The 25,144-nt window shown below is 46.0% G+C and carries 17 protein-coding genes; 2 read left to right on the top strand and 15 right to left on the bottom strand.

Going from position 1 to position 25,144, the window contains the following annotated elements; all coding sequences use genetic code 11:
* Positions 1 to 29: 29 nt before the first annotated feature.
* The 7 genes from ACVBDU_RS20295 to porV form a co-directional block, all read right to left on the bottom strand.
* Complete coding sequence (locus tag ACVBDU_RS20295) at positions 30 to 632, bottom strand: SprT-like domain-containing protein (protein WP_447181521.1); 603 nt, start codon at positions 630 to 632, stop codon at positions 30 to 32.
* Positions 633 to 897: 265 nt separating this feature from the next.
* Complete coding sequence (locus tag ACVBDU_RS20290) at positions 898 to 1,581, bottom strand: SDR family NAD(P)-dependent oxidoreductase (protein ID WP_447181520.1); 684 nt, start codon at positions 1,579 to 1,581, stop codon at positions 898 to 900.
* 70 nt (positions 1,582 to 1,651) lie between these two features.
* Positions 1,652 to 2,608 carry a M20/M25/M40 family metallo-hydrolase gene (locus ACVBDU_RS20285; RefSeq protein ID WP_447181519.1) on the bottom strand — a complete coding sequence of 319 codons (957 nt, stop codon included), beginning with the start codon at positions 2,606 to 2,608 and terminating at the stop codon, positions 1,652 to 1,654.
* A 101-nt stretch (positions 2,609 to 2,709) separates the two neighbouring features.
* A complete protein-coding gene (locus ACVBDU_RS20280; protein ID WP_447181518.1) occupies positions 2,710 to 4,365 on the bottom strand; it encodes a pyruvate dehydrogenase complex dihydrolipoamide acetyltransferase in 1,656 nt (551 codons plus the stop codon).
* A 5-nt stretch (positions 4,366 to 4,370) separates the two neighbouring features.
* On the bottom strand, positions 4,371 to 5,369 hold the full coding sequence (pdhA, locus tag ACVBDU_RS20275; protein ID WP_447181517.1) for a pyruvate dehydrogenase (acetyl-transferring) E1 component subunit alpha: 999 nt from the start codon (positions 5,367 to 5,369) through the stop codon (positions 4,371 to 4,373).
* Positions 5,370 to 5,735: 366 nt separating this feature from the next.
* Entirely contained in the window at positions 5,736 to 6,218 is a 483-nt protein-coding gene (cdd, locus tag ACVBDU_RS20270; RefSeq protein WP_447181516.1) for a cytidine deaminase, read from the bottom strand.
* Between the two features lie 2 nt (positions 6,219 to 6,220).
* On the bottom strand, positions 6,221 to 7,381 hold the full coding sequence (porV, locus tag ACVBDU_RS20265) for a type IX secretion system outer membrane channel protein PorV (RefSeq protein WP_447181515.1): 1,161 nt from the start codon (positions 7,379 to 7,381) through the stop codon (positions 6,221 to 6,223).
* A gap of 379 nt (positions 7,382 to 7,760) precedes the next feature.
* Between porV and gldJ the strand changes: the two genes are divergently transcribed.
* Together gldJ and ACVBDU_RS20255 are read left to right on the top strand one after the other, a co-directional pair.
* On the top strand, positions 7,761 to 9,428 hold the full coding sequence (gene gldJ / locus ACVBDU_RS20260) for a gliding motility lipoprotein GldJ (protein WP_447181514.1): 1,668 nt from the start codon (positions 7,761 to 7,763) through the stop codon (positions 9,426 to 9,428).
* Positions 9,429 to 9,501: 73 nt separating this feature from the next.
* Positions 9,502 to 10,776: a UDP-N-acetylmuramoyl-tripeptide--D-alanyl-D-alanine ligase gene (locus ACVBDU_RS20255; RefSeq protein ID WP_447181513.1), complete on the top strand. Its 1,275-nt coding sequence runs from the start codon at positions 9,502 to 9,504 to the stop codon at positions 10,774 to 10,776.
* 331 nt (positions 10,777 to 11,107) lie between these two features.
* On the opposite strand, the gene ACVBDU_RS20250 is transcribed toward ACVBDU_RS20255, so the two are convergent.
* From ACVBDU_RS20250 to eat, 8 genes are all read right to left on the bottom strand, one after another.
* Positions 11,108 to 13,654: a phosphocholine-specific phospholipase C gene (locus ACVBDU_RS20250; protein WP_447181512.1), complete on the bottom strand. Its 2,547-nt coding sequence runs from the start codon at positions 13,652 to 13,654 to the stop codon at positions 11,108 to 11,110.
* 84 nt (positions 13,655 to 13,738) lie between these two features.
* The gene (locus ACVBDU_RS20245; RefSeq protein ID WP_447181511.1) at positions 13,739 to 15,292 is read right to left on the bottom strand and encodes a SusD/RagB family nutrient-binding outer membrane lipoprotein; all 1,554 of its coding nucleotides are present in this window, start codon (positions 15,290 to 15,292) and stop codon (positions 13,739 to 13,741) included.
* Between the two features lie 4 nt (positions 15,293 to 15,296).
* The gene (locus tag ACVBDU_RS20240) at positions 15,297 to 18,431 is read right to left on the bottom strand and encodes a SusC/RagA family TonB-linked outer membrane protein (RefSeq protein WP_447181510.1); all 3,135 of its coding nucleotides are present in this window, start codon (positions 18,429 to 18,431) and stop codon (positions 15,297 to 15,299) included.
* A 422-nt stretch (positions 18,432 to 18,853) separates the two neighbouring features.
* Complete coding sequence (locus ACVBDU_RS20235) at positions 18,854 to 20,224, bottom strand: aldehyde dehydrogenase family protein (protein ID WP_447181509.1); 1,371 nt, start codon at positions 20,222 to 20,224, stop codon at positions 18,854 to 18,856.
* Between the two features lie 2 nt (positions 20,225 to 20,226).
* Complete coding sequence (locus ACVBDU_RS20230) at positions 20,227 to 20,967, bottom strand: gamma-glutamyl-gamma-aminobutyrate hydrolase family protein (RefSeq protein WP_447181508.1); 741 nt, start codon at positions 20,965 to 20,967, stop codon at positions 20,227 to 20,229.
* 3 nt (positions 20,968 to 20,970) lie between these two features.
* Positions 20,971 to 22,122: an iron-containing alcohol dehydrogenase gene (locus tag ACVBDU_RS20225; RefSeq protein ID WP_447181507.1), complete on the bottom strand. Its 1,152-nt coding sequence runs from the start codon at positions 22,120 to 22,122 to the stop codon at positions 20,971 to 20,973.
* A gap of 6 nt (positions 22,123 to 22,128) precedes the next feature.
* Positions 22,129 to 23,484, bottom strand: coding sequence for a glutamine synthetase family protein (locus ACVBDU_RS20220; RefSeq protein WP_447181506.1), 1,356 nt, complete (start codon positions 23,482 to 23,484; stop codon positions 22,129 to 22,131).
* On the bottom strand, positions 23,481 to 24,806 hold the full coding sequence (eat, locus tag ACVBDU_RS20215; RefSeq protein ID WP_447181505.1) for an ethanolamine permease: 1,326 nt from the start codon (positions 24,804 to 24,806) through the stop codon (positions 23,481 to 23,483). Before eat ends, ACVBDU_RS20220 begins: the two co-directional genes overlap by 4 nt.
* Positions 24,807 to 25,144: the final 338 nt, after the last annotated feature.

The raw sequence follows: 25,144 nt of genomic DNA, 5'->3' as shown, positions 1-25,144 counted from the left end.
GCGGACACACCTGCCGGTATAAAAACTATTTATGGGTCCGGCAACAATTCTACCTCCGCATTGGGATTAAAGAGATAGACTTTTCCGGAAGACACTTCCACACATTCGTACCGCTTTATCTTTTTATGCCCTTTCCGAAATATCCGTCCGTTATATATACGAAAAAAACATCCATAGGGGAGTTCAAAGATATAATTTTTATCGTTTTCCGGATCAAATTGCTTTAAAGCCAGTGCTAACGAAGCATCCGTATCGCTACTTGCCCGGGGGTTTCTGAAATGTTTAGCCAGCAGGGGCAACAGGTTATCCGGGAAAATTGCAGGATTTAAAAAAGGCAGCATTAACCTCCGGAATGTCGATTTCCATTCTATACCATGCGGTTTGATATTCCGTCCGTATTCCCGGAATGCCACAAGGTGCGCCACTTCATGCACCAGCGTAATGAGGAATTTATACTTGTTAAGACTGGCATTTACCGTAATCTGGTGCATCCCACCCGGTAAACGACGATAATCACCGTGCCTGGTTACCCTTTCATTGACGATCTTCAGGTAAACCCCGTTACTCCGGACCAACTCAAAACAAAGGTCTACCGCCCTCTCCGGCAAGTATTTTCGTAAAATGTCCTTCACTGGTATATGCTCTCCATGTTTATCCTGCAACAATATAGTTAACAGTTATAGAACTCATTTAAACTTTTTTGATTGAAGTGAAAAATAGAGGTTTTTAGTCCAGATGCAGGCTTTTTTGAGCCGCATAGCCGTGGCTATGGGGTGAGAAAAAGACGAAATATGGGCTAAAAAGATCATTTTGCAGCCTCCCGATAATTATCGGGATGGAAAAAGTTTAAACGAGTTCATAATCCGTATGTATTACAAAAAATCGAAACTACAAAAATTACGGTGTGGAATTGGATACCTGTAGTAACTTACCGTTATAATAAGCATTCCCGTTCAGGGCAAAATCAAAAATATACGAGGCCATTTCCGAAGCGGAAAGCGGCGCCTGATACCCCGGGAATGCCTCTTCGAGCATTTCCGTTTGCACGGCCCCCAAAGCCAGTACATTAAAAGAAGGGCCGGTTTCTTTATATTCCTCCGCCAGCAATTCGGTAAGGGTTATTACCGCTCCTTTCGAAGAACTGTACGCTGCAAGCCCCGGGAACTTCACACTTCCCTGTACCCCACCCATACTACTGATGTTCACTACATGTCCTTCTTTGGGCATAAAAGGAAGGACTGTCCGAGTCACATCTGCCACCCCGAATACATTTACCCGGTATACCTCTTCAAATTCTTCCGGGGTGATTTCCGCAAAAGGCTTATTAACCAGTTTTCCGGCATTATTGATCAGAATATCCGCTTTTCCGTTCCACTTGTCAGAGATAAAACCGCTCAGCTTTTCCAGGTCGGCTTTAGCAGACAGGTCAAATGAAAAAGAGGTTATATTCGGGTGTTTCCACTCCATAACGGGACGTTCATTCCTGGAAAGGGCAAGTACGTTATGCCCGGCTTCTGCAAATATCCGGGCCAATTGCAGGCCTATCCCACGGCTTGTCCCCGTGATTATGACATTCTTCATAAAATCGTATAGATATTAGATTTGAGAGCTTAGATATAAGACCAAAAACCGAGTCCCGGCAATATATTATTTATTCGTTTGTAAACTCTATTTCTTTGGTCTCTGTATTTGCCATTTTCTCCATAACAGGGATCATTTCAGAAATAAAAGAGGTCATGTGATCAATATCCATCAATTCTACCTCATCGCCAACTTTGTGATAGTGCTCAAAGTTGGTAAAATCAAACGTACAGATTGTTTGTGAAGGAACCTGAAATTCCAGGAAAAAAGGATAGTTATCCGACCTCTTGAACAATTGAAAATCTTTGGCTTTAGGCAGAAAGCCTATCAGGTTTTTACCGGCATATACATTCATTTTTTCTGCCATATTGGTATCTTCATAACCTGTAATATAAGCGGTATAATCGGCTGTCATGGGTACTCCTATCATTTCCAGGTTTACCACGGCATAGAGATTCAGTTTTTCCGTTCGCAGTTTACGGGCCAGGTGCCGCGAGCCTAGAAGGCCCTTTTCTTCGGCTGAGAACAATACAAAAAGTAAACTTCTTTTATTGGTATGGAAATCTCCGAAATATTTGGCCATTTCCAGAACCCCGGTAGTCCCCGAAGCATTGTCATTGGCCCCGTTGGCAATAACATCATCGCCTTCGCCCTGTTCCTGGATACCTATGTGATCGTAGTGCGCCCCGATAATGATAAACTCCTTTTTGAGCTCCGGATCATTCCCTTCCACATATCCTACAACATTATATGCGGGTTCTTTAAAATTGTCCAGCGTATCGCGATACGAAGAAAAATAAGGTTTTACCCGGTGGTCGGCGAACACTTTTTCTATATACTGTGCCGCTTTTTCGATGCCGGGGCTTCCGGAGTCCCTTCCTTCCAGTTCATCCGAAGCGAGAAATTCCAAAGCATCCCGAACGTCCTCTGCATTTACAATATACTCTGCCTGCACCTGTTCTACCTGGGCATTCAGCCCGAAGACTACACCGCAAAAGAATATAACAGAATAAAAATACCTTTTCATACGGAAACTGATTTATTGTTGTATTGGCTAAAATATATAAAAAATCCCGTTCCTTATAATGGAAGGAACGGGATTCTCTTATTTATTTTACCTGTGCGGGACTATGCGAGCATGGTCACCGGGGTTTCCAGGTAATGTTGTAACGTCTGCAGGAATTGCGCGCCTGTTGCCCCGTCTACCGTACGGTGGTCACACGCAAGAGTCACTTTCATCGTATTACCCACCACGATCTGTCCGTCTTTAACAACGGGTTTCTGCACTATCGATCCTACGGAAAGGATAGCGGAATTGGGTTGGTTTATAATAGAAGTGAATTCCTGTATACCGAACATTCCCAGGTTAGACACGGTAAAAGTACTGCCTTCCATCTCCTGGGGAGTCAGCTTCTTATTCCTGGCCTTTCCGGCAAGGTCCTTAACCTGCGCCCCGATCTGAGTAAGGGTCATCTGGTCGGTAAAGCGTACTACGGGAACTACCAGTCCTTCGTCTACGGCCACTGCTACTCCAACATGTACATGGTGGTTATAAAGTGTAGTATCCCCTTTCCACGATGTGTTCACCTGCGGGTGTTTCTTCAGGGCCATCGCACATGCTTTTACGACCATGTCGTTGAAAGAAACCTTGGTATCCGGCAATGCATTGATCTGTCCCCTGGAAGCGATGGCATTGTCCATATCCACTTCTATGGTAAGATAGTAATGTGGCGCGGTAAACTTGGATTCTCCCAGGCGCTTGGCAATGGTTTTCCGCATTTGCGAATTTTTAACCTCCTCGGAACTTTCTTCACCTGCGGGAACAAAAGGCATGGCCTGGGCCGCCGGGGCAGCCTGCTCTTTGGATGCAGATGCTGCCGGAGCGGTTTCTGCCGCTGCAGGCGTATAATTTTCTATATCTCTCTTTACAATCCTTCCGTTTTCTCCGCTTCCTTCTACCTTGGAAAGGTCAATACCTTTATCTTCCGCCATCTTTTTGGCAAGCGGCGAAGCGAATATTCTACCTCCGTCCTGAGATACCGAAGTACCTTCTTTCGGACTTTCCTTGGAATCTTCGGCTTTTGAAGCAGCATCGGATGTTTCTTTACCGGCGCTTTTTTCCTTTTTGGCTCCTCCACCTTTAACAACTTTAAGAACAGCGTCCACATCCGTACCTTCCGGGCCTATAATTGCAAGAACCGCATCAACGGGTGCAGATTCCCCTTCCTGTATACCAATATGCAGTAATGTACCGGAATAGAAAGACTCGAACTCCATCGTGGCCTTATCTGTTTCTATTTCAGCCATAATGTCGCCTTCTTCTACCTTATCGCCAACTTTTTTCAACCAGCTGGCTACGGTACCTTCTTCCATCGTATCGCTCAAACGCGGCATGGCAACCACTTCTACGCCTTCGGGAATTTCTCCGGAAGTTTCTTCGGTTTCTTCTTCTTTTTCAGATTCGGAAGAATCTTTTTTCTCCGCTTTGTCTTCTTTGGCTTCCGATCCTCCGCCTTCACCATTCAGTAATGAAGAGATATCTTCTCCTTCTTCTCCTACAATAGCCAGGAGGGAATCGACAGGTGCTCCGTCGCCTTCCTCTATTCCTATGTGCAGCAGTGTGCCGGAGTAGAAGGATTCAAACTCCATAGTAGCTTTATCCGTTTCTATTTCAGCAAGGATGTCGCCTTCTTCTATTTTGTCTCCTACTTTTTTCAACCACTTTGCCACGACACCCTCTTCCATGGTATCGCTTAATCTCGGCATATTAATTACTTGAGCCATAAGAACTATAATTTATGAGGTAAAAACGGATAATCTTCCTGGGCATACACCACATCATACATCACATTTTTATCCGGATATGGGGATTCTTCGGCAAACTTCTCACATTCTTTCACCAGGTCTTTCACCCGTTTATCCATTGCTTCTATTTCTTTGTCCGTAGCGTACTTTTTTTCTTTTATTATATCCAGAACCTGGGTAATAGGGTCTATTTTCTTATACTCCTCTACCTCCTCTTTGGTTCTGTAGTGCTGTGCATCACTCATGGAGTGCCCCCTGTACCGATATGTTTTCATTTCCAGGAAAGTAGGACCGCCGCCGCTTCTTGCTCTCTCTACAGCTTCATCAACAGCTTCGGCTACTTTTTCCGGGTTCATTCCGTCTACAGGTCCGCAAGGCATTTCATACCCGAGACCGAGTTTCCATATGTCTGTAGTATGTGCGGTCCTGGCCACAGAAGTACCCATGGCATACCCGTTGTTCTCACAAATAAACACTACCGGTAGTTGCCATAACATTGCCAGGTTGAAAGTTTCGTGAAGCGACCCTTGTCTCACGGCACCATCTCCCATATAACAAAGGGTTACTGCTTCTCTTTTGAAATATTTATCGGCAAAGGCCATTCCGGCACCCAGAGGAATCTGCCCTCCTACGATACCGTGACCTCCGTAAAAGCCTTTTTCTTTGGAAAAGATATGCATGGAACCTCCGAGTCCCTGGGAAGTACCTGTACTTTTTCCGTATAGCTCGGCCATCACCCTTCTCGGATCAACTCCCATACCTATCGGCTGAACGTGGTTCCTGTATGCTGTTATCATTTTATCTTTGGACAGGTCTATCGCGTGGAGTGATCCCGCAAGGACAGCCTCCTGACCATTGTACAAATGAAGAAATCCCCTTACCTTTTGTTGGATGTAAACTGCAGCCAGTTTATCTTCGAACTTTCTCCAGAACAGCATGTCTTCGTACCACTTCAGGTACACTTCTTTTGTGATCTTTTTCATGTGTTTAATTTTTTTCAGCGGTCAAAATACACCATCCCGACACACATCGGGATGTTTTGAGTACCTGGAACCGCTTTTCCCGCACATGAATCTATTCCGGCCACATTCCTGCAACCTCTAAAAATCCATGTCCGTTTCATCAAATATCTTAATTAGTCTTTAAATTGATGCCGCACCCCAAATAATGAAAAATGGGACTTTTTAATTACGAGTTACAAAAGTAACATTTTCAATAAAAGTGAAAAAACGAAAAGAAGAGTTTTATTCTGGTTTTTTGTTAAATTAAAAAAAGTCCGGCACCGGAAGTTAAAAACCGGAAGACCAAACAGAAAAAGCGGCGCTTTTTCGGACGACAATATCAGAAAACTACAAATTGGATTTATCGAACAGAAGGGGCAGCAGGTCTTTAACCGAAGCGGCCTTTACTACCTTCCCGGTTTCTCCCATAAAATACAGTTCCATAGGCTCTTCCTGTTTTACCTCGTATTCTGCCAGACTCTGCCTGCAGGCTCCACATGGCGGTATGGGGGTCAGCACCGTACGGTTGTCGGAAGCTGCCGAGATAGCCATGGCGCGGATCTTCACATCCGGAAACCTGGCTCCTGCCTGGAATACCGCAACACGTTCGGCACATAACCCGGAAGGATATGAAGCATTCTCCTGGTTACTACCTATAACCACTTCCCCGTTATCCAGCAGTAAAGCGGCCCCTACCTTAAACCTGGAATACGGGGCATACGCATTTTTCCGGGCCTCCATAGCTTTCTGCATCAGACCCCGGATAACTTCCGGAAGCTCATCGGTGTTATCATACACTACAATCCTGGATGTGATCTCTACTTCTTTCATAATTAAAATTCCGTAAAGTTATCCCCGAAATTAAACCGCAACGAAAAACGCAGGGTATTTTCAAGAGGGTTTTGTACTTTGGATGTCGAAAACAGGTAAGACAGATCTATAGTAGTCGTATTAAATGTAAACCCGGCGCCCAGGGAAAAGAACTTCCTGGCTCCTTTATCATTACTCTCGTTAAAGTACCCGGTACGCAAAGCAAAAGCCTCCTGGTACATATATTCCAGCCCCAAAGCCCAGGTTATCTCTTGCAACTCCTCGCTGAATCCGCCCGGAGCATCGCCAAACGAATCGAAAATACCTCCCACAAAGCCTTTATTATAATAATCATCTTCCATATTGATGATACCATCCCCGTTGGAATCACTTGGTGTAGGCACCAGTAACTTATTAAACTCCACCGAGGTCATCAGCCTGTTATCCGCGTCAAAAATAAAATCAAACCCGGCGCCAAGTCCCAGATTGGTCGGGAGAAATTCTTCCTGTGTATTGTCACTGCTATAACTTATCTTGGGTCCTACGTTTGAAATATTAAATCCGCCACGCCACCTACCGTTAAAGTTGGCATACGCAATTTCCGGAGACTGGTAATAGCCGGAAATATCCACGGCAAAGGAATTGGCAGCCCTGGCATCTACAGCTCCATCCACTTCGGTAAGGCGCAGATCCGAACGCAGGTACCTTCCGGCTACTGCCATGGAAAATTGTTCACTCAGCTTCAGGGAATACGAACCATCCAAGGCTATTTCATTCGGTTTTACCTCTCGCGCCTGATCAAATGCGGTCTGCCGGAATTCAAATCCGCCCAAACCGTAATACCGGATACTAAAGGCAAAAGCGCTCCGTTCGTTCACGCGTTTGTAAAAATTGAGATTCAACAGGCCCATATCGTCCACCAGCTCGGTAAGATAAGGCGTATAGCTCACCCCAATACCGTACTGCGTTTCGGAAAAAACATATTTCGCCGGGTTCCACTGTTGGGAAAAAGCATCGGGCGATGTAGCTACCCCCATATCTGCCATACCTGCCGATCTGGCATCTGCGGCAACCCGTAGGAAAGGCATCGCAGGATTTATGGGACGGTAATCATTATTCTGAGCGTGTAATGGTCCTAGCATTGCAAAAAATGCAATAGCAATAAGAATACATATTTTTTTCATGTTCAGATTGGTAGATTTGTAACAAATATAATCTATAATTACAGTTATACAAGTTTCGGGAAACAAGCCATTCTATTTTTCTTAACGTTATTTTTGTAATTATCTTGTATACATTTTCTTTCTTTTCACAACATAAAAAGGCACGGAGCGTCATACACAGCATCCATACTGCGCATAACGCCATTTCAACACTTTGTCTATGATGGCATTCTCCACCAAAGTATTTTCCTCCCAACATAATAATAAGAGTCATTCAACGTTATTACAAGTGTCTTAATACCGTTAGTTTTAAAAAAAGAATTTCGGTATAAAAAGTAAAAATATTTCGTTAATTGCTATATTGCACGCATATTTCTCGGACAACTCAAATCTTTTTTCTATGAAGATTAATTTTAAACTGTTGGTATTGTTCATTGCTATCACCGGCGGGTTTACGGGGTGTAAAAACTCCAAATCGGATTACAAGAACACATCAAGGGCCACCGGATGGAAGATAAATGACGGTGACGGAGGCTTTGAATACAATACTAATTTCAAAGAACAGGAAACCGCTCCGGGCCTGGTATTTATAGAAGGAGGTACTTTTACCATGGGAAAAGTACAGGATGACATTATGCACGACTGGAACAACACGCCGACGCAGCAGCACGTGCAGTCTTTTTACATGGATGAAACCGAAGTGACCAACCTTATGTACCTGGAATACCTGGACTGGTTGAAAAAAGTGTTTCCTCCCGGAACTCCTATGTATGAAAACATTTATTCCGGAGCCCTTCCGGACACCATGGTATGGAGAAACCGACTGGGGTACAACGAAGTAATGACCGATAATTACCTTCGTCACCCTGCCTATGCCAATTACCCGGTAGTTGGTGTAAACTGGGTACAGGCGGTACAGTTCAGCGAATGGCGGACCGACAGGGTAAACGAACTTGCCCTGGAAAAAGAAGGCTATATTGCACAAGGCACCAAAAATGCCGTTACGGTCGGTGAGGTAAGCGGAACATTCAGTACCGGTACTTACCTGATGAATCCCCGGGCTGCTTACGGCGGCAGGGTAGACAGCCTGCAGGGTAAAAAGAAAAAAGCCCAGGACAGTACCAATGTATATGCAAAGCTCACTTCGGGTGTTATACTTCCCGGATACAGGCTCCCTACAGAAGCCGAATGGGAATATGCCGCCATAGCTATTGTGGGCAACCGCGAGTACAACAATGTAAGAGGAAGAAAAAAATATCCGTGGGACGGTGAATACACCAGATCCTCAAAAAAATCTGCAAAAGGAGATCAACTGGCCAATTTTAAACAGGGAAGAGGTGATTACGGTGGTATTGCAGGATGGTCCGATGACGGTGCCGACATAACTGCCCAGGTTAAAACCTACCCTCCTAATGACTTCGGCCTCTATGATATGGCCGGAAATGTCGCGGAATGGGTCGCGGATGTTTACCGCCCGGTTGTAGATGATGAAGCCAACGACTTTAACTACTACAGAGGTAACGTATATACCAAAACCTCCATAAATGACGATGGTACCGTAACCGTACTCGACCCGGACCAGGTTGTGTATGACACACTGCCCAACGGAAAAATCATTGCCAAAAACCTTCCGGGTGAAGTGGTCAAGGTGCCTATCACAGAAGAAGACGCCTACCTGAGACCTAACTTCTCCAGGAGTGATAACAGGAACTACAGGGATGGTGACTTCAGTTCTTCCAGGTATTTCGACAGGTTTTACGAGGAAGACGAATCTACTGCCGGTGGAGATACGAGAAAAATGTACAACTCTCCCGACCACAAGATCGAGGTGGATGAAGAAGGGAAGATGGTAATGGAGTATGATAAATCCAACCGCAGGACCACACTTATCGGCGATGATGTAAGGGTTTTTAAAGGAGGCTCCTGGAGAGACCGCGCCTACTGGCTCGATCCTGCGCAACGAAGATACCTGCCGCAATACATGGCTACGGATTACATAGGTTTCCGGTGTGCCATGTCCAGAGTAGGCTCTAAAGCCAAACAAAAGAGAAAAAGACCAAGAGGTTAATAATACCTTAGAAAAAATAATATCAAAGCCCCGGCACTGTAAACAGGTCGGGGCTTTTTGCTATTTTTACCACATGAATACGGAAGCACTTTACCAGGCATACCTATCGTGCAACAAGGTTTGCACCGATACCCGGAAAATTGAAAAAGGAGATCTTTTTTTCGCCCTGAAGGGAGATAATTTTAACGGCAATGCCTTTGCCGCCCAGGCACTGGACAAAGGGGCTTCATTTGCTGTTATAGACGAAAGCAATTACCATTCCGGCACAGAGACTATTCTTGTTGATGATGTTTTAAAAGCGCTTCAACAACTGGCCGGCTTCCACAGGAAACAACTGGCTCTCCCCATCATTGCACTTACGGGGAGTAACGGGAAAACCACCACCAAGGAACTCATACATTCGGTACTCTCCAAAAAATTCCGGACCGTAGCCACCAAAGGCAACCTCAACAATCACATAGGCGTACCCCTCACTCTGTTGTCCATGAACAAAGACACCCAGATAGGAATCGTGGAAATGGGAGCCAATCACCTCGGGGAAATAGCACTCCTCTGTTCCATTGCCGATCCCGATTATGGTTACATTACCAATTTCGGTAAAGCACACCTGGAGGGTTTCGGAGGGATCAAAGGTGTAATACAGGGCAAAAGCGAACTATACCAATACCTGGTACAAAAAGAAAAACTTATTTTCTACAATGCCGAAGACCCTATCCAATCGGAAAAGCTGAAGGCTTACCCGTATACGTTCGGGTACGATTCCAAAGGAGTTTCGGAGGTACGGGTAGAATTTACCGGGGCCGCTCCTTTTGTAAATCTTAAGCTTAGCGATCAGGACATACACTCGGGACTCATCGGGCATTATAATTTTAATAATATTGCAGCGGCAGTTACCATAGGAACATATTTTGAAATATCTGCCGGCAACATTAAAGCTGCGATAGAAGCTTATATTCCCTCCAATAACCGTTCACAGATTGTGGAAAAGAACGGGCGTAAAATCATACTGGACGCTTATAATGCCAACCCCAGCAGCATGCAACTGGCCCTCGAAAATTTTACGGCCCTTCCCTACCCGGATAAAGCTCTCATTCTCGGGGATATGTTCGAACTCGGCAACGAAGCAGAGACAGAACATCAGTATATAGCGGACCAGGTATCCGGATTACCCTCGGGAAGTGTGATACTGGTAGGTGAAAACTTTTTCCGGACAGGATCCGCACATCTTAAATTCCGGGATTTCGACGCGCTGAAATCCCATATCCTGGAAAACGGACTCCCCGGAAAAACCTTACTCATCAAAGGATCGAGAGGAATGGCCCTGGAAAGGATGCTGGATTTACTATAAAACAGGGCTTAGAACATGACAAAATTCAATTCCGCAGGATTTTCCTTTAGCAATGTCATTTAGTTAGTGCTATAGTAGCCTGAAAAAAACATATGTCTATATTTTAAAAAAGACAAAACAAAGGCTCCTCCCTTCATCCCGATGATTATCGGGATGAAGGGAGGTACCCGAGCGCAGCGAAGGAGGAGAAGGTTTGAAATCCCGGATTATTGGCATAACCGTAAACACTGTGTATATACGCCAAGGTTCGGGCCTGTCAAAACTCCCCGTCCCGCAAAGCGGTCCACCCCTCCCAGCCTTTCCGGAAGGCCTGTTATCCAGGACAAAGGAACTAAATCTCTCTGCCCATAAAAGGGTCTGTCCGGGAGTGTTTACCTGTTTCTACTCTTCCCGCGTATCTGCGCAAAAATACGGTTTCCCCCTCTATGGTTACGGTAAAGTCATACCAACCGTAACTTTTGACAGCGGGTACGATAATTTTTTCCGTGCCGTCTTTCTTTATACGCTGCCTGATCTCCGGGTTTTTATACGCCTGGTCCGCGATTGTAATCCGGATACTTTTACCGGTCCGGTTTATCACTTCCAGCGCTATATTACCAGAAAATTTTTTCAGGAACCTGCCGTTTTTTTCATAGCCGCAAAGGATATCCACTTCCGGATCTTCATGGTCTCCGCAAAACTCTCTGTAAAAACCGTTTGGCCCGTAGACTCTCAGGTGATAACTGTCATTTTCAAAATGGTCCAGCGGCCAGTTATCGCCTATCGTATCTCCCGGAGTTACGGCAAACGGCCAGGCTCTGACGGCTTCGAGAGAATGACTCCCATCCTTTTTCTCTTGTAAATACCTGCCCGGGGCATATACGTGAAAAGGGGCCCCGGCAGCCATATTTCCAAAAACCGTATCGGCCGCGTGGAAGGATACCTCAAAAGACTTTTTATCCTTTGTCAGTGTCCCATCCACATAAAGTTCATAGGGTAAAGCACAGGAATCTTTGGTACCTTTTTCTTGTCCGGGCATAAAAGGAGCACCTTTCCCTGTTCGCGCCTGTCTTAACTGTGTGGCAGACAGGGGTGCAAAATTAGAAGGGACTTCTTTAAACGAAGCGTTATATACTTCCTCCATCAACTGATTCCGGTCTACAAAATCGTCATATCGGAATCCGGAGGGATCGTACGGACGGAATGCGGAGGTAAGATCACTGCACACCGTTCGTCGCCACGAACTGATATTACTTTCCCGGATCTTCTTCCCTGTTTTTTTATACAACCACGTTTCCATAAACATAAGGGTAGAGGTTATATCACATACTCCGGAATTGACCCATCCGCCACGTGTCCAGGGCGAGGCTACAACCATCGGCACCCTGTACCCCAGCCCCACCGGGCTTTCCCTGGCATTCTTCGGGTCCATTCCTTCTTTCCGGAGCTCTTCTTCCATAGTAACAAATTCCTGCGAGGTATCTAATCCTTCGGAGTACGCTTTTTTGTGTTTCGGGTCTGGCGCTACGAAAGGGGGCACATGGTCAAAATAACCGTCATTCTCATCATAGGTGAGGATAAACACGGTTTTTTTCCATACCTCCGGGTTCTTCGTTAGAATGTCCATCACTTCCGATACATACCAGGCTCCGTACCACGGGGCACTGGGATGATCTGAAAATTTCTGCGGGGCCACAAGCCAGGAAACGGCCGGAAGTTCTCCTTTATTTACATCTTCGCGAAACTGGTGCAATATATCCCCTTTAGGCACCTTAATGGTGCGCTCCTCTCCGTTATCTGACCAGGTAATGGTTTCTGTCCGGTGATAATGCGGGTCTTTTATGTTGGTGGTAAAAGCTTTTTTGTGCAGGTTTTTTTCATACTCCGAGAGTTTTTCAAAATTATCGGGGTTCCACACCCGAAGTTCTTCCCGGATCTTTTCAAGCTGGTTCTTTTTCTGCTCCAGTTTATTCCGGAGTTTCTGTACCTGCGATTTCGGCTGTTTCTTTACGGTTTTCTCCAGTTCCGATATTTCGCCCGGTAATTCGTCCAGTCTTTTCTTCAAAAATTTTTGATGCCCTTCACTGTAACGGACATTAAACCGGGAAAACCATTCCAGGTTGTTATCCGTAAAGTTGGCCAGGAGGGATTCATCTTCTCCCTCCAGTTCGGTCTGCAGGCTTATCTCATTCTGATAGACCCTCCAGGATATGCCGTTTTCCTCTAACCGTTCCGGGAAAGTTTTCCAATCCGCTTCCCGGTTGTAATACACTTCCGAATTCCGGACATTGGGTGAAGCCGAGGGCGATGCCTTATGGGTACCACTCCAGAAGAACAGGCGATTGGTTGTAGTTCCTGTCAAAGAAGAACAAAAATGCTGGTCGAAAACAGTAAATGCATCTGCAAAAGCATAATAGAAAGGAAGGTCTTCCCGGTTGTAATATCCGAGCGTAAAGGGGATGTCCTTATACGCTTTCCTCCCGGTTTGTTTTGCTGTAAGCCATTTATCGTATTTTCCGTCGTTACGCGCATCCACCTGGTTTTCCCAGGAATGGGGAAGATCTCCCATCCAGGTTGCTTTGGTCTCCCGCATATTCAGGCGAAAAGGCGCATATGTTTGCCCTTTTCCATTGCTCTGCAGCCATACCGGGTTTTTATCGGGAAGAGTTATGACCCTCGGATCGTTATACCCCCGGACGCCTTTGAGAGTGCCGAAACAATGATCAAAGGAACGGTTTTCCTGCATCAGGAACACTACATGTTCCGCATCCTCAAATGAGGTTCCTTCATCGGGATTTATGGCCAGCGCTTTTTGAATAGAAGGCGGAAATGTCATGGTTACGCCCACGCCGCCGGTAAGCAAGGCGGCTTTTTTTAAAAAATCTCTTCTGGTATCCATTACTATTATTTTGGATTGGAAAAGTCCCGGGGTTAGGAATGCTCGTACAGTGACTCACACCAAACCCCGGGACTTTCTTTTTTGCTATTTCAATATCCACATCAGCTCATTGACATTATCATTGCCGTTATACTGGCGGTCTACTGCTTCGTTAAGATTGGAACTGTTATAATCAAGTTCATTCTGCGGATACAGCCATCGCACCGGTAACCTGTCGGAAGGAACATTTTCATTCGTAGCCGGATTGAGTGGAAATTCCGGGTACCCGGTTCTGCGATTTTCATAAAAACCTTCCCTCGGAGCCTGCATAAATGTACAAATATATTTCTGGGTAATGATCTGCTCCAACTGCTCTTCGAAGGTTGCCGCAAACTGTACTGCCGGGGTATTATCGTAATAGTTATCGATATAACCGGCGTCCATCAACCGGCCATGATTAAATTCTTCCTTGTCGGGAGTGTTCTCCGCTACAAAAGACATTGCAGCCCGGATACCTTCCCTGTAAAAACTTTCCGCATTCCCGGAAATCCATCCGCGAATATTCCCTTCGGCAAGCATAAACTGTACTTGTGCATAACTCATCATAAATACCGGTTCTCCTTCCGGTATCTCTTTGTACCTGTCGTTGATATCCGAATAGTCTTTGGTAGCGTGAATAGATTGCATATCTGCATACGGCATGGAAGGATCTGTCCCTTTATAAGCATCATAATCCGAAACATCGGCGCCTCCTTCTATCGCTACAGGTGAAGGAGCGGCATAGTAGAACAGGCGGAAGTCTTCGAATGCCTTTAATTTATCGACAATAACACTGGACACCATAGGATATATGACGGACTGGTTACCCAACTTGTGAAAAGGATACATCTGGTTGGCGGCATTTTCGTATTTCAATTCGAAATTATCCTCGTTCCCCTGCATCATCGGGCGGTTGTTCACTATTTCCGCAAAGCGTTCCTTCACGCTCAGGTCGCTGTCCCCGGTTTTCCTAAACAAATACAACAGCACTTTCAGTTCGAAGGCATTTACTGCTTTCCGCCATTGTCCGGCATTACCTTCGTAGATCATGTCCCCGTTAAAATTCGCTCCTTCTGCGAAAAGTGCATCCGCTTTGTCCAATTCATCCAGAATTCCCACAAAAACCGCCTTCTGTGTATCGTATACAGGCCTAAGGTTATTTTCGCTCTCTCCTTTAAGTGCATCGCTGTACGGAATATCGCCAACCTCAATGGTTATATTGAAAAAATTGACGGCCCGTACAAAATGCCGCAATGCCCGGTATGAATTTACGATCCCCTCATCCAGACCTTCGGTGGATTCGGCATATGCTACCATTTTATCTGCATCGACCAGCCTGTTCATCTTCCCAAAGTCCGAACGGTTGAACCTGTTGTATTGTTCGTTCCTGGGAAATTCGCTCCACAGGATGTACTTGCTGTACATATGCTGCCCCATAAAATTATCGGCAATATCTTCTCTGGTAATATTCAGAATAACCTGTGAAGCCAGGGTTTCCGGACTTCCGGCAGTAATTCCGTCCGGGTCGGTGTTTATTTCATCAAAATCACCCGTACATGCTGTATGAAGAAGAAGCAATAAAGCACTTCCTATAACTGCTTTTCTATATATACTTTTCATCTGTTTATTTTTTGGATTTATCTGGATTTGCTATATGCAGGTTAATGTTCAACCCTACAAAACGTTGTGAAGGGGAAGAAAGTTGGCTGTCATCATTAAAGTCCGGATCGGCAAATCGGAAATCTTTGGTCCACAAAAATACGTTCTGCGCCGTCAGGGAAACCCTTGCTCTGCTCATTCCCCAGCGTTCACTAACAGATTTCGGGAGTGTGTACCCTATGGCTATTTCGCGCAGTTTAAAGAAGGTGGCATCGGTAGCCCCCAGGGTTCCGTCTCCGTAACGCCTGGCATAGGTTTCGTAAGACACCTCCGTATCGTTCGGGGCATAAGTACGCGTATCTTCTGCAATTCGGCCGTACTGGTCGTAGGTCACTGCGCCGGATACTACTTTTACACCATTACCCACGTACGAGGTATTGCCGTTAACTACTTCGTCATACCTCCATGGATTATCGCTGTCCGGGTGTGCCCCGGTATCCCACATTTTATAGGAAGTATAATTAAACAGTGTTCCTCCCACACGTCCGTCAAAGCTCAGGTGAAAATCAAAATCCTTCCAGGTCAGCGAGTTTGTAAAACCCCAGATAAAATCCGGATCGGAGTATCCGAACACCGAACCGTAATCACTTCGCACCGGAAGTCCTCCCGTGTTGTGAATGACATTGCCATTCGGATCACGCAACCAGGCATTTCCGGTATAGGCATCTACTCTTCCTCCCGATTTTGTCCAGAGATTGTTTGCTGAGTAATCCGGGTCCAGGTCTTTATAATAAAAATGGTTTTTGGACCAGTTTATGGCCATATCCCAGGTAAAATCCTCCTTTTTGATAATCCCGGCATTCAGGGTAATTTCCAGGCCTTTCTGCAAACGGGTCTCTTTGGTGTTTACAAGGATCCCGGAAAAACCGGAAGATTCTGCAATGTCCGCATAGATCTGCCGGTCGTAATTGTAAACATTGTAATACGCCACATCCAGGTTCAGGCGATTCTTTAAAAAATAAACGGCCGTTCCTATCTCCCAGGTCCTCTTTACTTCGGGAGAAATATCGTCATCCTTCCGGATATTCCGGGTATAAGAAGCGCTGTTATAATCTCCCCAGGTACCTATATTCAAATTGTAGTTGATATTGGTATCATACACATCGAGATCTGCTTTGGACTGTGTCCAGGACCCCCGTACTTTCCAGAAGTCCATCCAATCAGGTAAAGTAGCCAACTCATTGATCAGTACGCTTCCCGCTACGGACGGATAGAAAAATGACCGGGTAGAAGCCGGGAGCGAGGAACTCCAGTCATTACGCCCGGTAACATCCACAAAAACGGCATCCTTCCACGAAAACGAGGCCAGTGCCAACAAGCTGTTCACCTGTTTGCTGGTCCTGGAGGAATACACATTCGGTCTTTCCTTGGAGTTGTTCAGCGAGTATATCCCGGGAACTACCAATCCGTTCCGGGTGGAACTGCCCAGGTGTTCGTTTTCCCACTTAAACATGGAGGCTCCCGCAGTTAAATCTATATCAAAATCAGTCCAGATATCCTTTTTCTCATAATTGAACAGTAAGTCCGTATTCAGGCTGTATCCTTTATATTGATCTACCCTGTACATCCCGTTGGCATGCCATCCCCGGGTAGAGTTGATCCCTGGCGGGTTTCTCCTCCTATTGGTATTGGAATAGAAATCATATCCTACCCGGGCTGTAATTTTAGCGCCTTCAAAAGGTTTATACGTAGACGTTAAATTACCGTTTATCATATTGTTTTCCTGTCCGTTCAGCTTTTCATAGGCAATCAGATAAGGGTTATCATACCAGGCTTTGTAATGCCAGTTTTGTTGCTGGTCGGGCACTACCCAATAATCCCGGAATTTGGTAACATCGTATTCCGGCCCCGTCCACATCAGTAATTGATAGATATACCCCTGGTCTCCGTAACCTGCTCCTGTAGTTTGCGGTGTGGTACTGCGGTTATACCCCAGGTTACTTTGCAGTTCAAAATCATCTCCGAGTTTCAGTTTCCCGGAAACGTTGGCATTTAACCTGTTAAGACGCAGATTGGGGTATTGTCCTTTATTGTACACGTGTGTAAGGGATGTCCGTATAAATCCCAGATCTCCGGAACGGGCAAAACTTACGTTGTTATTGGCTATAAACCCGGGTTCGAGAAAATTCTTAAAGTTATCTTTTCCCCGTGAAGTCAATTCCATCACTTCCATCTGTTTGGTTTCGGGATTCCACTGTTCTTCCATAATCCCGGCATCCAGTTTATTTCCCCAGACATAATCTACTGCATTGTATTCTCCCCCGATACCGGCGCTATAGGAATGTTGTACCTTGGGCAAAGCCAGGTAACCGGCAAAGATCATATTGTTACTGTTTACAGAAATACCGTTTCCTCCGCTTTTGGTGGTGATAATAATGGCTCCTCCACCTCCGCGTATCCCGTAAAGAGCGGATGCCGTAGCCCCTTTAAGGACATCCATGCTTTCTATATCGTCCGGGGCTATTTGCTGCAGGGTCATATTGCTATAAGGAACACCGTCCACTACAAGCAAAGGATTTTCACTCGCTCCGCGTAATCGTATCTGCGGCGCCTGGTTAAACTCCGTACTGTTTTGTATACGAAGTCCTGCCACCTTTCCGGTCAGTGAAGTGGCTACATCCACCCCTTTTACTTCCTGCACCGCATCACCGCCAACACGCTGTACAGCATATCCCAGTTTCTTTTCCTCCCTTTTTATACCGAGTGCCGTAACTACCACATTCTCCAGCGCCTGCACATCTTCTTCCATTGCTATGCTTATAGTGGTGCGTGTACCCACTGTTTCCTCTTTTCTTTGAAATCCGATGTAGCTGAACACCAATACGCTTTCTGCATCCGGAACTACCAGTTCGTAATTTCCGTCCATATCGGTTATGGTTCCCTGCGGTCCGTCTTTCACAAAGACAGACACACCCGGCAGGGGAAACCCGTCACCGGCAGATGTTACCTGTCCGCTTACCTGAACACCCTGGCTCGCCTGCTTTTGCCTGCTGCTGTGGTCACCTTCCACGGCAAACAACGTTGCAACATGCAGTAACGAGACAAGTAAAAACCCTGCTTTTACCCAAAGCGGATTCTCTCGTTTAATTTTGTTTTTCATTGTTAATCTGGTTTTAGTTAATTAGCATTTATTTATTCTCTCCTGCTCCTTCTTTTTATGCAGACACCGGGAAAATGTTCTTCAGGCTATCGGTCTGACCTGAAAAAAACATATAACACCGTGCCATACACAAACCAAAGAATCAGGCAATAGTGGTCCTGTCATAAGTGTTATCGATAACACTTATGAAAAATCAGCATTATAAATATATCTCAAATTATCCCCGCAAAGGTGCTGATAATAGTTGCTCTCCCGGTTTTCTTAAAGTAATAAAAAAGTTACGGTTATATTTACACCCGGTTTGTCCCACTGTCTTTATCGCGAACGTTTTTCCATGTAAATCCTCTAAAAATCAGTTAACATATATATACCATCCTATGTATATTGTCAATTGCAATCTTAACACCCGCTTAATGTTATTTTTACAGAGGAGCCCTCCAATGGTATGCCTTCGGTTGTGTAAATGCCCGGATGCCCTGTACGGACAAGGTGGCTCCTACTCCCGAATTTCTTCGTCCCGACCACGGCACATACGGACTTACCCGGTCACAACAATTCCAGTAAACCGTACCGGCATCCATTGCGTTCAGAATAGTCCCCGCCCGTTGCTCGTCGGAAGAAAAAACTGCGGCGGTAAGTCCGTAAGCCGTATCCTGCATCAGCGCCATAGCTTCTTCATCCGAACTCACTTTCTGCACTCCTATAATGGGTCCGAAAGACTCCTCTTTCATCACATCCATCCGGTGGTCACAGTTGGCCAGCACTGTCGGTTCAAAATAATATCCTTTTCGTTCCACGGGTAATCCTCCGGTTTTTAGTATAGCCCCCTTATGTACCGCGTCCTCTACCTGTTTTCGCAACACTTCCAGCTGGGCTTTTCGCGTCACAGGGCCCACAAAAGTATCGGGAGACATCGGGTCTCCGATAGTGTAGGAACGTACTTCCTCTACCAGGGCCTCTACAAATTGGTCATAAATACTCTCGGATACGTACAGGCGTTCCACGGCACAACAACTCTGTCCGTTATTGTAAAAAGCACCTTCCGCAGCATTTATTGCCGCCTGCTTTATATCGGGCACATCGTCTGCAACGTACAAAGGGTCTTTTCCTCCCAATTCCAGTTGCACCGGCACCAGCTTATGAGCGACCGTTTCGGCTATATGCCGGCCTGTCCGGTAAGACCCGGTAAAAAAGTAGCCGTCAAAATTCATTTCCAGCATCACTTGCCCCAATGCCCCGCCTCCTGAGACACATTGAAAAACATCTTCCGGAACGCCGGCAAGATGCAGGTATTTTTCAAATTGTTTACCGGTCATCATGGCGTATTCCGACGGTTTATACATCACCCCATTGCCCGCCGTAAGTGCGTATAAAAACACATTGTAACCCACATTATACGGAAAATTCCATGCGGATATATTGGCTATCACTCCCAGGGGTTCATAACGGATTTTTTCGTGTGTACTGCCCGTGTCTATCATAACCTCATCTGCCAGGGCCCGGAGGGCATACGCCGATAAGTGCTCTATCCGGTTATGAGCCCCCGCGATCTCATTCCTTGATTGTTGTATGGGTTTACCGGTCTCCGCGGTGAGCACAACCGCGAGTTCTTCTTTATTTTCCTGTACCAGGCTCCCGAATTTTTTTATGCATTCCAGGCGTTCTTCTACCGGGCGTGCAGACCATATTTTTTGTCCCTCTCTTAATGCTTCAAATTTACCGGAAAGGGTTTCCGGGGTGTCTTCTTTCCAATCGGCGATCAGTTCTCCCGTAGCAGGGTTAAGTATCTTCATAGCTAAGGTTTTACGTGTTCTAGAAATGCGTTATACAGGATATCTTCATCTATTAATTCTTCCCGGAGTGTATGTGTGAATTCGGGATGCCACTGCACTCCCATGACCTTGCCTTCCGGGGCTTCGGTATAGCCGAAAGCCTCTATTACTCCATCGGGGGATGTCGCATAGACTTCCAGGTTTTTCCCCAGTTTTTTAACAGCCTGGTGATGTACCGTATTTACATAAGTCCGGGATTCGTCTTTATACAGCCTGTCCAGGTAACTGCCGGGCACAAAATTCACCGGGTGCTTTATGGTATCGTACAGTTCTGCCGAGCGATGTTCGTCTTTCCCTGTAGTCTGGGTAGCGATATCCTGGTATAAGGTACCCCCGAAATACACATTCATCAGTTGCATCCCCCTGCAAATGGCCAGGACGGGTTTATTGTTCTTCACGGCAAAATCCAGAATATACAGTTCATACCTGTCCCGATAGACATCTCCTTTCCATCGTCCTATGGGAGTTTCTCCGTAAGTCTCCGGGGCAAGGTCTGTGCCGCCCTGCAAGACAAAGCCATCCATTTCGGCCAGAATATCGTCCAGAAGAACGATATCTACATCCGGAAGCAAAACAGGTAATATTCCCTTACGGGTAACAAAGCGGGCCATATCGCTTTCCAGATAGCTCAAGGACTTCGGCCCGAAGACATTCCGCTGCTTGTCCGGATACATAAAACAGGAAGTGATCCCTATCTTTTTCATCTTTTACAATGCTTCTTTATACAGATTATCAAAATCTTTCCGGGTCACCGGTTTCGGGTTGTTCGGATGGCAAAAGTCGGCAATGGCCAGGTCGGACAATTCTTCGATATGTTTTTCTTCCACTCCGATACCGGAAAGCCTGGAAGGCAAGTCGAGTTTATCATTCAATTCAAAAAGATATGCCACCACTTTACTGCCCTGCCCTGCTCCAAGGCTCAAAGCATAAGCCATAGTATCGAACCTATCCTCGGACCCTTCATAATTAAACCGCATGCCATAGGGCAGGTTTACGGCATTGGCCAGACCATGATGTGTATCCAGTAAACCGGAAAGGGGATGAGCAAGACTGTGTACAACTCCCAGTCCCTTCTGAAAGGCTACCGCCCCCATCAGGGATGCCAGCAGCATTTTGGCACGGGATTCCACATCCGGATTTTTCGTGGCCTTTTCCAGCGATCGGGCTATAAGTCCCATGCCTTCCAGGGCTATACCGTCGCACATCGGGTGAAATCCTTTGGCGAGATAGGCTTCCAGGTTATGTGTCAGGGCATCCATCCCCGTTGCTGCCGTCACAAATGGTGGTAATTCCATGGTCAGCAGCGGATCGGCAAATACAATCTTTGCCATCAGTTTCGGACTGAACAATATCCGTTTCTTTTTGGTTTCGTCTTCGGATATAATGGCGCTCCTGCCCACTTCACTCCCGGTTCCGGCAGTAGTAGGTACGGTTACGAAATGAGGCACTTCACCGGTGACATATTTATCCCCGCCGATCAGATCGTCATAGTCGAAAAGGTCACGGCGGTGATTTACCCGCAATACAATGGCACGGGCAACATCGAGGGCTACTCCTCCGCCTATACCCACAACACTGTCCCTGCCGGTCTGCTCATATATATCACCTCCCCTGAGCACATCCGATTTCACCGGGTTCTTATGCATCTCATTAAACACCGCAACACTCAGACCGGCTTGTTCAAGGTCCTTTACGATCTTCCTGAAAAAATCCAGTTCGGACACTACGGGGTCCGTAACCAATAGCGGTTTTTCGAGACCATTTTCTTTTAAATATGTGCCCAATTCACTTACTACCCCGGCTCCGAACCGGATGGGGGCAGGAAAATTAAATCCGTATACTTTATTTATATCTATCATCTTATATCAAATAATTTCAAAATACCGCTTCGTTTCCCAGTCGGTAACCTCGGCCGAAAATTGCCGCCATTCCCATTCGCGCGTACTGGCAAAATGAGCTATAAATTCCTGTCCGAACAATTCATTGGCCAGGCCGGAGTTTTTCATGCGCAGTGTCGCCTCATACAGGTTTGCCGGGAGGATCCCGTTATCCTTGTTTTCATAACCATTGTCTTTGGTGTCGGGAATTTCAAGCTTCAACCCTTTTTTTATTCCGTATAATCCGCTGGCCAGGCATCCGGCCATAGCGAGATAAGGATTAACATCGGACCCCACCACCCTGTGCTCTATCCGGGCCGACTTTTCGGAAGCGGTCAGGGCGCGCAACGCTACGGTCCGGTTATCCCGGCCCCAGGTAATGGTAGTAGGCGCCCAGGCTCCTTCTACAAGCCGCTTGTAACTATTTATCGTAGGCGCGAAAAGGGGCAATATATCCGGAAGGCAATGCAACTGACCTGCGAGGAAACTCTTCATAAGATCACTCATATTTCCGGCATCAGAAGCATCGAAAAACAGGTTTTTTTTCTTATCCGCATCCCATAAGCTCTGGTGTACATGTCCGCCACATCCCGGTAGTTCCCTGGATTGTTTAGCCATAAAACTTGCCGTAATACCGTGCCGGCAGGCTATTTCTTTAGTTGCCGCTTTAAACAGTGTAGCCCTGTCTGCCGCTTCCAGGATATCACTATATAAAATGGCAGCTTCGGTAACGCCGGGGCCCGTTTCGGTATGGAGCCCTTCGAGGGGTACTCCGAAATCTTCGAGCAGATCGAAGAGATCATGAAAAAAGCCGCTGTTCTCCGACATCTTCAAAACAGAATAACCGAACATCCCGGGCATCATGGCCTGCGGATACTTAAAATCCTTTTCATGCAGGGCGTCTGTAGTTTCCCTGTAATTGAACCATTCGAACTCCTGGGAATACATCGGTTTGTATCCCAGACTTTCGGCCTCCGCCATTACTTTTTTGAGGAGATTCCTGGGACAAAGAATACCTCCAGGGCCTTCCCGGCTAAAATCTCCCAGGAAAAAAGGAATATTTCCTTCCCACGGCACTTCCCTATAGGTGTTTATATCTATACTTGCGTCAAAATCCCCATATCCCATATGCCAGCCTACCGCTTTGGTATTGTCGTAAGCGCTGTCATTAACATCCCATCCGAAAACCACCGAACAAAATCCGAATCCATTCTCCAGGGCAGAGAGAAATTTATCTCTATGCATAAACTTTCCCCGCAGAACACCATCTATGTCGGTAACGGCAACCTTTATCCTGCTGTGTTTATTTTCTTTTAATCTGGCAATTATCTCTTGTTTGTTCATAATGCGGAATAACTCATTTTTTTGTTCAGGAATACTAAAAAGTACACATAGGACAACCCTACGATACCGAAGAAGATCAAAGCCAGTCCCGGGTAATTATAGGACATGGCTATCATGGCAATAACTGCTATAACCAATGCGGTCGCCGGAAACAAGGGATATAACGGCACCCGGAACGGTCGCTCCATACCGGGCTCTTTGCGCCGCAGCGCGAAAAAGGAGATCATGGACACGATATAGAGACCAAGGGCCCCGAAACAGGCTATTGTTATGATATCGCCGGTTTTTCCGGTAATCAAGGCCACAATACCTACCAATGTATTTGCTATCAATGCATTTGCCGGAGTCCGGAATTTAGGATGTACTTTACCCAATACCCGGGGTGCATAACCTACCCGTCCGAATTCAAAAGTAGCTCTGCCCCCGGCCAGGATAATACCGTGAAAGGAAGCGACAAGCCCTAAAAGGCCTATACCTATGAGTAACTTGTATAAAATATGTCCTTCTGCTATAATTCTGGATAATGCCAGCGGCAGGGGCGAATCTGACGCCACGGTACTTCCCTGCGGATATACGATGGCCTCCCAACCCGCCACACCTACGGCCGAGACGAACGTTAATATACACAGCAATACAAGGGTGATAATGGCGGAACCAAAGCCCAGAAGCACGTTGCGTTGGGGATTAATGGTTTCCTCGGCCACATTGGCCACCCCTTCGATAGCGAGAAAAAACCAGATAGCAAAAGGAATGGCTGCAAATATTCCGGCAAAACCATTCGGCATGGGGTTAATGCGTAAATTCGCGGAATCAAATTCGGGAAGTGCAACCCCGGCAAAGATCAGCAACTCCGCGATGGCCAATATAGTAATCACCAGTTCAAAAGAAGCGGCAAACTTCACTCCGAGGATATTGATCCCTGTAAATATAATATAGGCGCCTATGGCAAATACCAGAAGATTGACAGAAGGATATAACAGGTTCAGGTAAGCGCCTATGGCCGCTGCAATGGCAGGAGGTGCAAATACAAACTCGATATTCTGGGCAATCCCGGCCACAAAACCCAGATGTTTTCCCAAACCCCGGTTGGCATATTCGAAAGCCCCCCCGGCCTTGGGAATGGCACAGGCCATTTCGGTATAGCTAAAAGTAAAGGTAAAATACATGATAATGATAAAAAAAGTGGCTATGGCCAGACCATAAGTACCTCCTTTTTCCAATCCCAGGTTCCATCCGAAATACATCCCCGAAATCACATACCCTACTCCGAGCCCCCACAACATAAGGGGGGTCAGAGCCTTATTTAGCTGAACTTCACTCATGGTTGATTATTGTTTACCGTTTCCGGTTGGTTGTCGTGTAAAACTTACGGAGGCCGGACTTTTAGGCTCTTCTGTGCATTGTTCCCGATTCGCTATTATATCTGCCGAAGAAAGACCTCTCCTATATTTCATAAGATACCCGTTAAGGTAACAAATTGCCGGAGGAATACATTTTGTTTTCCGGATAAAAATTATTAAAAATCTATTGATTCCGTGTAAATCTACCAAAAAACACAATTATACAATAATAAATATTGTAAATTTTATTATTTTTGGAATATAAATCTATTCTCTTTAATAACATCCATAATAAAACACTAAATATTTCAGCTTAACAC

Source organism: Sinomicrobium endophyticum, assembly GCF_052983315.1.
This window is presented reverse-complemented; position numbering and strand designations above follow the sequence as displayed.

What these genes read in the sequence shown, in the direction of transcription:
- ACVBDU_RS20280 (WP_447181518.1), bottom strand. Translation starts at nt 4,365, where the DNA reads ATGGCTCAAGTAATTAATATGCCGAGATTAAGCGATACCATGGAAGAG.
- ACVBDU_RS20230 (WP_447181508.1), bottom strand. Translation starts at nt 20,967, where the DNA reads ATGAAAAAGATAGGGATCACTTCCTGTTTTATGTATCCGGACAAGCAG.
- ACVBDU_RS20290 (WP_447181520.1), bottom strand. Translation starts at nt 1,581, where the DNA reads ATGAAGAATGTCATAATCACGGGGACAAGCCGTGGGATAGGCCTGCAA.
- gldJ (WP_447181514.1), top strand. Translation starts at nt 7,761, where the DNA reads ATGAAGATTAATTTTAAACTGTTGGTATTGTTCATTGCTATCACCGGC.
- eat (WP_447181505.1), bottom strand. Translation starts at nt 24,806, where the DNA reads ATGAGTGAAGTTCAGCTAAATAAGGCTCTGACCCCCCTTATGTTGTGG.
- porV (WP_447181515.1), bottom strand. Translation starts at nt 7,381, where the DNA reads ATGAAAAAAATATGTATTCTTATTGCTATTGCATTTTTTGCAATGCTA.
- ACVBDU_RS20255 (WP_447181513.1), top strand. Translation starts at nt 9,502, where the DNA reads ATGAATACGGAAGCACTTTACCAGGCATACCTATCGTGCAACAAGGTT.
- ACVBDU_RS20235 (WP_447181509.1), bottom strand. Translation starts at nt 20,224, where the DNA reads ATGAAGATACTTAACCCTGCTACGGGAGAACTGATCGCCGATTGGAAA.
- ACVBDU_RS20220 (WP_447181506.1), bottom strand. Translation starts at nt 23,484, where the DNA reads ATGAACAAACAAGAGATAATTGCCAGATTAAAAGAAAATAAACACAGC.
- pdhA (WP_447181517.1), bottom strand. Translation starts at nt 5,369, where the DNA reads ATGAAAAAGATCACAAAAGAAGTGTACCTGAAGTGGTACGAAGACATG.
- cdd (WP_447181516.1), bottom strand. Translation starts at nt 6,218, where the DNA reads ATGAAAGAAGTAGAGATCACATCCAGGATTGTAGTGTATGATAACACC.
- ACVBDU_RS20245 (WP_447181511.1), bottom strand. Translation starts at nt 15,292, where the DNA reads ATGAAAAGTATATATAGAAAAGCAGTTATAGGAAGTGCTTTATTGCTT.
- ACVBDU_RS20240 (WP_447181510.1), bottom strand. Translation starts at nt 18,431, where the DNA reads ATGAAAAACAAAATTAAACGAGAGAATCCGCTTTGGGTAAAAGCAGGG.
- ACVBDU_RS20250 (WP_447181512.1), bottom strand. Translation starts at nt 13,654, where the DNA reads ATGGATACCAGAAGAGATTTTTTAAAAAAAGCCGCCTTGCTTACCGGC.
- ACVBDU_RS20225 (WP_447181507.1), bottom strand. Translation starts at nt 22,122, where the DNA reads ATGATAGATATAAATAAAGTATACGGATTTAATTTTCCTGCCCCCATC.
- ACVBDU_RS20285 (WP_447181519.1), bottom strand. Translation starts at nt 2,608, where the DNA reads ATGAAAAGGTATTTTTATTCTGTTATATTCTTTTGCGGTGTAGTCTTC.